Raw genomic sequence first — 9,460 nt, forward strand, 5'->3', positions numbered from 1 at the left:
TGCGTTAGTGCGGGAGTGCGTCAGTGCGGGAGTGCGCTTCGGGCGGGGTCACTTCCGCACTCACGCACTCACGCACTCACGCACTTCCTCGCTAACTCCCCAGCGTAACCGAAATACCCAGCGCCTGAAGCTCCTTCACCAGCACGTTGAACGACTCGGGCAGGCCGGGCTCGGGAAGGTTCTCGCCCTTCACGATGGCCTCGTACACCCGGCTGCGGCCGTTCACGTCGTCGCTCTTCACCGTCAGGATCTCCTGCAGGGTGTGCGCGGCGCCGTACGCCTCCAGCGCCCACACCTCCATCTCGCCGAAGCGCTGTCCGCCGAACTGCGCCTTGCCGGCCAGCGGCTGCTGCGTCACCAGCGAGTACGGCCCGATGGACCGCGCGTGGATCTTGTCGTCCACCAGGTGGCTGAGCTTGAGCATGTAGATGGTGCCCACCGTCACGGGCGACTCGAACGTCGCGCCCGAACGGCCGTCGCGCAGGCTCACCTTGCCGCCGGGGGTAAGCCCGCCGGCCGCCATGTGCTCCTCGAGCGCCGCCGTCAGCCCCTCGCCGCCGGTGGCCTTCGCCAGCGCCGCCGCGGCCGGGAACGCCTCCTCCACGCCGTACTCCCTGCGCTCCGCCAGCTCGCGGCCGGCGGTGATCAGGTACTGCTTCAGCGAGCGCAGCTTGGCGTTCAGGTCGGGCGGCGTGGTCTCGCCGTCCAGCATCCAGTCGATCGCCCGGCCAATGCCCATCTCGGGGCGGCCCTGCTCACCGGCGATGGCGTCGTGCGCCGCCACCGTCTCGCTGATGGCGCGCGCGTCCTCGGCGTCGAACACCGGGGCCGCCACGCTCTGCACCCCCAGCGCCTGGCCGGCCCAGGTGGCGCCGGCAAGACGGATCAGCGTGCCGATCTCGTCCTCGGACGCGCCCTGGAACACCGGGGTCTTGGCCTCGAAGCCCAGCACCCGGGCGGCCCACCCCAGGTGGGTTTCCAGGATCTGCCCCACGTTCATGCGGCTGGGCACGCCCAGCGGGTTCAGGCACACGTCCACCGGCGTGCCGTCGGGAAGGAACGGCATGTCCTCCTCGGGCACGATGCGGGCGATGATGCCCTTGTTGCCGTGCCGGCCCGCCATCTTGTCGCCCACCGAGATCTTGCGCTTCTCGGCCAGGTACACCTTTACCAGCTGCACGACGCCCGGGGGCAGCTCGTCCGGCTGGAAGATCTTGTCGATCTGGCTTTCGGTGCGCTGGCGCACCCGCTCGATGCGGCGCTTGCTCTCGTCGATCAGCCGGCGCAGCTGCTCGTTGGTCGGGCGGTCGGTGACCTTCAGCGTCGTCAGGTCGACGTCGTTGAAGTCCAGCGCGCCCACCACCTCGTCGGTAAGCTGCGTTCCCTCGTTGAAGAACGGCTCCACCGTCCCCTTCTTGAGGAACAGCGCGACTTCCCTGCCGCGGATCAGCTCGCGGATCTCCTCGTCGCGCGCCTCGCCGATGCGGTGGATCTCCGAGCGCTCGTACGCCCGCAGCTCGCCGATCTTCTGGCCCCGCTCCTTTTCCAGGATCGGGTCGTCGATGCGGCGGCTGAAGATCTTCACGTCGATCACCGTGCCCTCCACGCCGGGCGGCACCTTGAGCGACGAATCCTTTACGTCCTTGGCCTTCTCGCCGAAGATCGCCGTCAGCAGCTTTTCTTCGGGGCTCAGCTCCGTCTCGCCCTTGGGCGTGATCTTCCCCACCAGGATGTCACCGGCCTTGACCCGCGCGCCGATGCGGACCACGCCGCGCTCGTCCAGGTCGACCAGCGACTCCTCGGCCACGTTGGGGATCTCTCGCGTGATCTCCTCCATGCCCCGCTTGGTGTCGCGGACCTGCAGCTCCAGCTCCTGGATGTGGATGGACGTGTACACGTCGTCCTTCACCAGCCGCTCCGAGAGCACGATGGCGTCCTCGAAGTTGTGGCCGTACCAGGGCATGAACGCCACCAGCAGGTTGCGCCCCAGCGCCAGCTCGCCGCCCTCGGTGCTGGGGCCGTCGGCCAGCACGTCGCCCTTGGCCACGATCTGGCCCTTGCGCACCAGGGGGCGCTGGTTGAGCGCCGTGTCCTGGTTGGTGCGCCAGTACTTCTTCATCCGGTAGCGGTCGAACTGGGCCAGGCGGCGCAGCGGCTCGTCGCTGCTGCCCACGCCCTCCATCCCCGCGTCGACCAGGATGTGGTCCGCCGTCACCTCCTGCACCACGCCGCCGCGCCGGGCCACCACCACCGCGCCCGAGTCGCGCGCGATGACGCTCTCCAGCCCCGTGCCCACCAGCGGCGCGTCGGGGAACAGGAGCGGCACCGCCTGGCGCTGCATGTTGGAGCCCATGAGCGCGCGGTTGGCGTCGTCGTGCTCCAGGAAGGGGATCAGCGCCGCGGCCACCGAGACCAGCTGGTCCGGCGCCACGTCCATGTAGTCGATCTCCTCGGGCCGCAGCAGGGGGAAGTCGCCCCGCTCGCGGCAAAGGACGAACTCGTTGCTGAAGGTGAACCCGCCCGACAGCGGCGCGTTGGCCTGCGCGATGCGGGCCGTCTCTTCCTCGTTGGCCGAGAGCCACGCCGTGATGCGCGTGACCACCGGGGTCACGTGCGTCGTCTTGCCGCTGGTCCCCAGCAGGGCGCGGCCCACCTCGCCCTCGGGGGGGAGCGCGGGCGCGCCCGACGTGTAGTCCAGCGACACCTCGTCCGGCGTGTCGCCCCACTCCTGCACCTCGAGCCCCTGCGACTGCCGCGCGAACAGCGCCTCGGCCACCTCGGCCGTCAGCACCGTGCCGGGCACGCCCAGCACCGCCGCCGTCGTGGGCTGGAACACCCGGACCGGGAGCGACATGGGGTTGCGGATGGCCTCGGGGGCCACGCCGCGCGCCGCCGCGCCCGCGCGCCGGCTCACCACGCGCACCAGGTTGATGGGCTGCGCGCTGATGCGGTCCGCCAGCTCCTCGGTGATGCGCTCGCCGCGGCGCGCCAGCACCGGCAGCGCGGCCAGGGAGGCCTCCCACTCGGTCTGGCCGATCTCGCCGGCCAGCATCCGCGGGAAGAGCGCGCTCCAGTCGGCCACGTCCTCGGCCAGCTCCGCGCCCACGATCATGGCGCGGAACACCTCGCGCCCGCGCGCCGCGTCGATGGTCTCGCCCTTCTTGGCGAACACCTTGGCGCGGTCGCCCAGGACCAGGCGGACCGCCTCCTCCAGCTTGGTCTCGGCCGGGTAGCGCACCAGGGCGCGCACCACCTTGCGGTACGGCGTCTCGATGAAGCCCAGGTCGTTGATCCGGGCGTACGTCGTCAGCGAGTTGATCAGGCCGATGTTGGGGCCTTCCGGCGTCTCGATCGGGCACATGCGCCCGTAGTGCGAGTAGTGCACGTCGCGCACTTCGAAGCCGGCGCGCTCGCGGGTCAGGCCGCCCGGCCCCAGCGCGGAGAGACGCCGCTTGTGCGTCATCTCGGCCAGGGGGTTGGTCTGGTCCATGAACTGGCTCAGCTGCGACGACCCGAAGAACTGCTGGATCACCGCGCTCACCGTGCGGGCGTTCACCAGGTCGTCGATGTTGATCTTGTCGGGGTCCGACACGATCGACATGCGCTCGCGGACCAGCCGCGCCATGCGGCTCAGCCCCACCGAGAACTGGTTGGCGATCAGCTCACCGACCGAACGCACCCGGCGGTTCCCCAGGTGGTCGATGTCGTCGGTGTCGCCGCGCCCCTCGTGCAGCTCCACCAGCTGCCACAGGATGGCCAGCACGTCCTGCGCGGTGAGCGCCGTCATGCCGGCGGGCGGCACCGTGTAGCCAAGCGCCTCGAACGCCGGGGCCAGCCGCTGGTTGATCTTGTAGCGGCCCACCCGGCCCAGGTCGTAGCGCTTGTTCAGCGACTCCTCGGTGTACTCCGAGTAGTCGTTGCTGGCCACGCCCGCCGCGCCGTTGGCGTTCAGGTCACCCGCCACGAACAGCGAGGTCCGCGGCTGGAACAGGAGGCGCCAGACCGCGATGTACACCTGGACCACGCGGTTCAGCTCGTACACCAGCACGCGGCTGGGCTTGCCGCCCTTTTCGGCGCGGTCGTCGCGGAAGCTTTCCCACACGTACTTGATGCCGCGCTCCTGCGCAAAGCGCAGCATGCGCTCCTCGGCGGAGCGCTGGGCCTCGCGGCTCATGGGGTCCACCGGCTGCGCGCCCCGCTCCTGCCACGCGTTCAGGAAGTCGGACACGTGCATGATGGCGTCGCCCTCCGCCAGGAACTCCTCCTCGGTCCACACGTCGGGCGCGGGGGCCGTGCCCGGGCGCACCAGGTTGTGGATGGCGAACAGCGAGTCCAGCGTGCCGCGCGTGGGGTCCTTCCCCAGCGTGGCGCGCAGCGCCGTGCCGCTCTGGCCGCGGGCGCGGAACACCTGCACCGACTCGATGCCGCCGCGCAGCAGCCGGCCCAGCACGTCGCCGTTGATCTCGTCGCCGGCGCGCGCGATGAGGGCCGAGCCCACCACCGGCAGGTGCATGATCCCCGCGTCGCGGAGCGCCGTGTACAGCTGCGTCGTCAGCCGCGTCCCGCGCTCGAACACCTCGCCGGTCGACGGAAGCACGATGTCGCGGTACAGCACCGGGCCCTCGGGGCCCAGGATGGTGGGATCCGGCACGTCCTCGGCCAGGAAGCCGTGGAACACCTCGCCCCGCCGCCCCTCCTTGGTGCCCGCGCTCTCCAGCGCGCCCAGGGCCACGCTCTCGCGGTTCAGGAACACGCCCAGCACGTCGGCGTCGCGGCTGAAGCCCACCGCGCGCAGCAGCGCCGTGGCGGGGAACTTCTTCTTCTTGTCGATGTGCACCGCCACCACGTCGTGGATGTCGAGCGTGAACTCGACCCACGAGCCGCGGAAGGGGATGATGCGCGCGCTGTACAGCTTGCTCCCGTTGGGGTGGATGTTCTCTTCGAACACCACGCCCGGAGACCGGTGCAGCTGGCTGACGATCACCCGCTCGGCGCCGTTGATGATGAACGTGCCCAGCGGGGTGAGCACGGGAAGGTCACCGAGGTAGACCTCCTTTTCGATGATGTCCTTGGGACGGCGCTCGTCGCCCACGTCCTCCCAGACCACCAGCCGGAGCGTCGCCTTCAGGGGAGCCGCGTACGTCATGTCGCGCTCCATGCACTCCTCCATGTCGTACTTGGGCTCGCCCAGCGAGTACCGTACGAATTCCAGGGAGAAGTTCCCGTTGACGTCCGAGATGGGAAAGATCTCGTTGAAGACACGCTCCAGCCCCACGTCCTCGCGCTCGCGCGCGGCCGCGTCGGTCTGAAGCAGCGTGTCGAACGCCCGCAGCTGCACGTCGAGGAGATTGGGATGGTCCATCCCCGACGTCAGCTTGGCGAAAGAGACGATCGGTTTATTCAGCGTTGCCAAGTGGGTCTCCCTCTCAGCGTGCGTGGATACGGAAAAGCGCAAACGACCCCGACCGATTGCACTCGGCGGGGTGGCGTACCGTCCGTCGGAAATTGATGATGGTCCTGCTCGTCATGGCCCGCCGGGCTGAAGTGACCGGGAAAAGGGCGGCGGGCACCGGGCCCGGCCCCAACGGCCGGTGCGCGGATCTCTCGATCCGCGCACCGGACCGCCCGGTTACTTCAGCTCGACGGCGGCGCCCTGCTCCTCGAGCTTGGCCTTCATCGCCGCGGCATCCTCCTTGGACGCACCCTCCTTGATGGCCTTGGGGGCGCTGTCCACCAGGTCCTTGGCCTCCTTGAGGCCCAGGCCGGTCAGCTCGCGCACGACCTTGATCACCTGGATCTTCTTCTCGCCGGCCGAGATCAGCATCACGTCGAACTCGGTCTGCTCCTCGACGGCCGGGGCAGCCGCGGCGGGGGCGGCGGCGGCGACGCCCACCGGGGCAGCCGCGGTCACGCCGAACTTCTCTTCGAACGCCTTCACGAATTCGGCCAGCTCGAGAACGGTCATGTTGCCGATCGCGTCGAGCAGCTCGTCACGGGACAGGGTGGTCGCCATTTGTCGGGCTCCTTGAAATCTACAGGTTCAGTACGGTATCAGATCGGTTTGGTGCCGGCACGGGGCCGGCCGGTCGTTCGCCGCGCGGTCGGGCGCCTCCGCCAGGAGTCGCCGGTCCGGCAGGTCAGGCCGCCGCGCCTTCCTTCTGCTGGCGCAGCTGGTCCACGGCGCGGGCGAACCCGGCCATCAGCTGGCTCATCCCCCCCACCAGGCGCGACATCGGCGCCTGCAGGCCGCCGGCGATCTGCGCCAGCAGGACCTCACGGGGCGGCATGGCCGCGAGCTGCTTCACCTGCTCGGGCCCGTACGGGCGCCGGTCCACCACGCCCACCTTCACGGTGGGGCGGTCGCCGAACTCGCGCGCGAAGTCCGACAGCACCTTGGCCGCGGCCACCGCGTCGCTGCGCCCGATCACCAGCCCGGTGGGGCCGGCGAAGAACTGCGCCACGTCGGTGAGCTCCAGCCCCTCGAGCGCGCGCTTGGCCAGCGTGTTCTTGACCACCACGTACTCCACCCCCTGCTTGCGCAGGCGGCTCCGGAACTCCGTGATCTGCTTCACGCTGAGCCCGGTGAAGTCCGTCAGGTAGAACGCGCTGGCGCCGTCCAGCCGCTGCTGCAGGTCGGTGACGACGACGTCCTTCTCGTCTCTCCTCATCTCAGCTCCGCCGGTAGAGGTTGGCGTCCACCGGCACGCCCGGCCCCATGGTGCTGGACAGCGTCACCGACCGCACGTACTGCCCCTTGGCGGCGGCGGGCTTGGCGCGGATCACGGTATCCATGAACGCGTTCATGTTCTCTTCGAGCTTCGTGGGCTCGAACGAGATCTTGCCGATCGGACCGTGCACGTTCCCCGTGCGGTCCACGCGGAACTCGATCTTGCCCGCCTTGATCTCGCGGACGGCCTTCGCCACGTCCATCGTGACGGTGCCGGCCTTGGGCGTGGGCATGAGCCCGCGCGGGCCCAGGATGCGGCCCAGCTGGCCCACCTGGCCCATCATGTCGGGCGTGGCGACCGCCACGTCGAAGTCCAGCCAGCCGTCCTTGATCTGCTGAACGAACTCCGTGCCGACGAAGTCGGCCCCTGCTTCTTCCGCCTCGCGTGCCTTTTCGCCCTGGGCGATCACCAGCACGCGCGCGGTCTTCCCGGTCCCGTGGGGAAGAACGACGGCGCCGCGGACGATCTGGTCCGCGTGACGCGGGTCCACGCCCAGACGGATGGAAAGCTCCACCGTCTCGTCGAACTTGGCGAAGCTCAGGTCCTTGACGAGGCTTACCGCCTCGCCCGGCCCGAACGCCGCGTCCTCGGGCACGCGGGCAGCCGCATCGCGGAACTTCTTTCCGTGCTTTGGCATGTACCCCCTGCAGCGGAACTGCTTGAACGAGTCCTCCCACCGCCGCGCCGCCTGTCGCGGGGGTGGTTCAACGGACGGGAACGATCGGCTGCCTCAGCCCCTGAAGGCCGAAACGGAAGGGCGGGAGACCGCTTCCTGGAGTCCGCCAAACGTTCCACTTCTCCCGCCTGGGCGGGCCCCGGAGCAAGTCCGAAGGCCCGTCGTACCGACGAAGTGCCTAGTACCTAGTACCTAGTGCCTAGTTTGTACTAGGTACTAGGAACTCGGTACTTCTTTACGCGACCACCTCGACGCCCATCGAACGCGCGGTGCCGGCGATCTGGCGCATGGCGCCTTCCAGGTCGGCCGCGTTCAGGTCGGGCATCTTGGTCTCGGCGATGGTGCGCAGCTGCTCCTGCGTGAGCTTGCCCACCTTGGTCTTCTTGGACGACGCGCTCCCCTTGTCGAGGCCGATGGCCTTCTTGATCAGCACCGCCGCCGGAGGCGTCTTGGTGATGAACGTGAAGGAGCGGTCCGCGTACACCGTGATCTCGACGGGGATGATCATCCCCGGCTGTCCCTGGGTGCGCGCGTTGAACTGCTTGCAGAACTCCATGATGTTCACGCCGTGCTGGCCCAGCGCGGGGCCCACGGGGGGCGCCGGGTTGGCCGCGCCGGCGGGAACCTGGAGCTTGATGAATCCGGTGACTTTCTTCGCCATCTTCGCCTCGTCTCTGCCGCCCGGCTTAGAAGCCGCGGAGCTGCGTGTAGTCCAGCTCGATGGAGGTGGGCCGCCCGAAGAGCGAGACCTCTACCTTCACCTTGCCCTTGTCGTGGTCGATGCCCTGCACGGTGCCGCTGAACTCCTTGAACGGCCCGTCCGTAACCTCCACCACCTGGCCGTGGCTGAAGGGGATGAGCATCACCGGCGCCTCGGGCACGGCGGGTGCCTCCTCCTCCTGCCCCAGAACCTTCGCCAGCTCGTCGTCGGTGAGCGGCTGGGGCTCGGCGCCGGTGCCCAGGAACTTGATGACGCCCTGGATGCTGTTGATCACGTGGGCGGTGCGCTGGTTGTACGCCATCTTCACCAGCACGTACCCCGGATACAGCTTGCGGGTGACGGTCACGCGCTTGCCGTTGCGCAGCTCCACCTCTTCACGGGTGGGGACCATCACTTCCTGGATCTGCTTGTCCTCGGGCTCGCCCTGCTCTTCGTCGATCCGGCGCTGGATGAGCCGCTGGACCTTGTTCTCGTGCCCGGAGTAGCTCTGGACGGCGTACCACTTGGCGTCGGCCATGAGGGCGCTCACCCCACTCCGAACAGGGACGAGATCACGTTCAGCCCCGTGCGGACCAGAAAGTCGAGCCCGAAGATGACCAGCGACACGAACAGCATGAACACCACGATGATCCCCGTGGAGCTCTGCAGCTGGGCCCGGTCGGGCCAGGTCACCTTCTTTACCTGCTCCACCACCTCGGACAGGAAGTCACGAGGGGAGGTGCGCGTCACGTTTTCAGCCATGCGAGGGAAACCGGTACAATGCAAGTGGTACGGACCGGCCCGGTGCGGGCCGGCCGCGGCGTGCGCCGTGTGAACCGCTTACTTGGTTTCCTTGTGCGGCCGGTGCGTGTTGCACCGCGGGCAGTACTTCTTGTACTCCACCCGCTCGGGGTGCTTGCGCTTGTTCTTCGTCTTGTTGTAGTTCCTCTCCTTGCACTCGGTGCAAGCGAGGATGACCTTGTCGCGCATGGCTGTATTCTCCTACCTGCGAAAAGACGGCGAGCGGCGGAGGGGCGACGGTGCCCCTCCACCGCTTCGTCCGGCTGGGATCAGTCCAGGATCTCGGTAACGACGCCGGCGCCCACGGTGCGGCCGCCCTCGCGGATGGCGAAGCGCAGCTCCTTCTCCATGGCGATCGGCGTGATCAGCTCCACCGTCATCTGCACGTTGTCGCCCGGCATCACCATCTCCACACCCTCGGGGAGGTTGGCGTTGCCCGTCACGTCCGTCGTGCGGAAGTAGAACTGCGGGCGGTACCCGTTGAAGAACGGCGTGTGGCGGCCGCCCTCTTCCTTGGTCAGCACGTACACCTCGGCCTTGAACTTGGTGTGCGGC

The 9,460-nt window shown here is 68.7% G+C and carries 8 protein-coding genes and 1 pseudogene; all 9 read right to left on the reverse strand.

Annotated elements, in window-relative coordinates:
* Nucleotides 1-91 precede the first annotated feature (91 nt).
* Nucleotides 92-5,362 carry a DNA-directed RNA polymerase subunit beta gene (locus VGC13_RS13500; RefSeq protein ID WP_414682993.1) on the reverse strand — a complete coding sequence of 1,757 codons (5,271 nt, stop codon included), beginning with the start codon at nt 5,360-5,362 and terminating at the stop codon, nt 92-94.
* 267 nt (nt 5,363-5,629) lie between these two features.
* The gene (gene rplL, locus VGC13_RS13505) at nt 5,630-6,013 is read right to left on the reverse strand and encodes a 50S ribosomal protein L7/L12 (protein ID WP_331125780.1); all 384 of its coding nucleotides are present in this window, start codon (nt 6,011-6,013) and stop codon (nt 5,630-5,632) included.
* A 124-nt stretch (nt 6,014-6,137) separates the two neighbouring features.
* Nucleotides 6,138-6,668 (reverse strand): 50S ribosomal protein L10, encoded by a 531-nt coding sequence (gene rplJ / locus VGC13_RS13510; protein WP_331125781.1) that lies wholly within the window; start codon nt 6,666-6,668, stop codon nt 6,138-6,140.
* 1 nt (nt 6,669) lies between these two features.
* Entirely contained in the window at nt 6,670-7,365 is a 696-nt protein-coding gene (rplA, locus tag VGC13_RS13515) for a 50S ribosomal protein L1 (RefSeq protein ID WP_331125782.1), read from the reverse strand.
* Between the two features lie 274 nt (nt 7,366-7,639).
* The gene (gene rplK / locus VGC13_RS13520) at nt 7,640-8,065 is read right to left on the reverse strand and encodes a 50S ribosomal protein L11 (RefSeq protein WP_331125783.1); all 426 of its coding nucleotides are present in this window, start codon (nt 8,063-8,065) and stop codon (nt 7,640-7,642) included.
* Between the two features lie 25 nt (nt 8,066-8,090).
* The gene (nusG, locus tag VGC13_RS13525; protein WP_331125784.1) at nt 8,091-8,654 is read right to left on the reverse strand and encodes a transcription termination/antitermination protein NusG; all 564 of its coding nucleotides are present in this window, start codon (nt 8,652-8,654) and stop codon (nt 8,091-8,093) included.
* Nucleotides 8,651-8,866, reverse strand: coding sequence for a preprotein translocase subunit SecE (gene secE, locus VGC13_RS13530; protein WP_331125785.1), 216 nt, complete (start codon nt 8,864-8,866; stop codon nt 8,651-8,653). The genes nusG and secE overlap by 4 nt, the downstream gene beginning before the upstream one ends.
* Nucleotides 8,867-8,944: 78 nt before the next feature.
* Nucleotides 8,945-9,094, reverse strand: a complete 150-nt coding sequence (gene rpmG, locus VGC13_RS13535) for a 50S ribosomal protein L33 (RefSeq protein ID WP_331125786.1) — start codon at nt 9,092-9,094, stop codon at nt 8,945-8,947.
* Between the two features lie 80 nt (nt 9,095-9,174).
* A pseudogene (tuf, locus tag VGC13_RS13540) lies at nt 9,175-9,460 on the reverse strand (elongation factor Tu); the annotation flags it as partial.

Source organism: Longimicrobium sp. (assembly GCF_036399255.1).
Classification (GTDB): Bacteria; Gemmatimonadota; Gemmatimonadetes; order Longimicrobiales; family Longimicrobiaceae; genus Longimicrobium.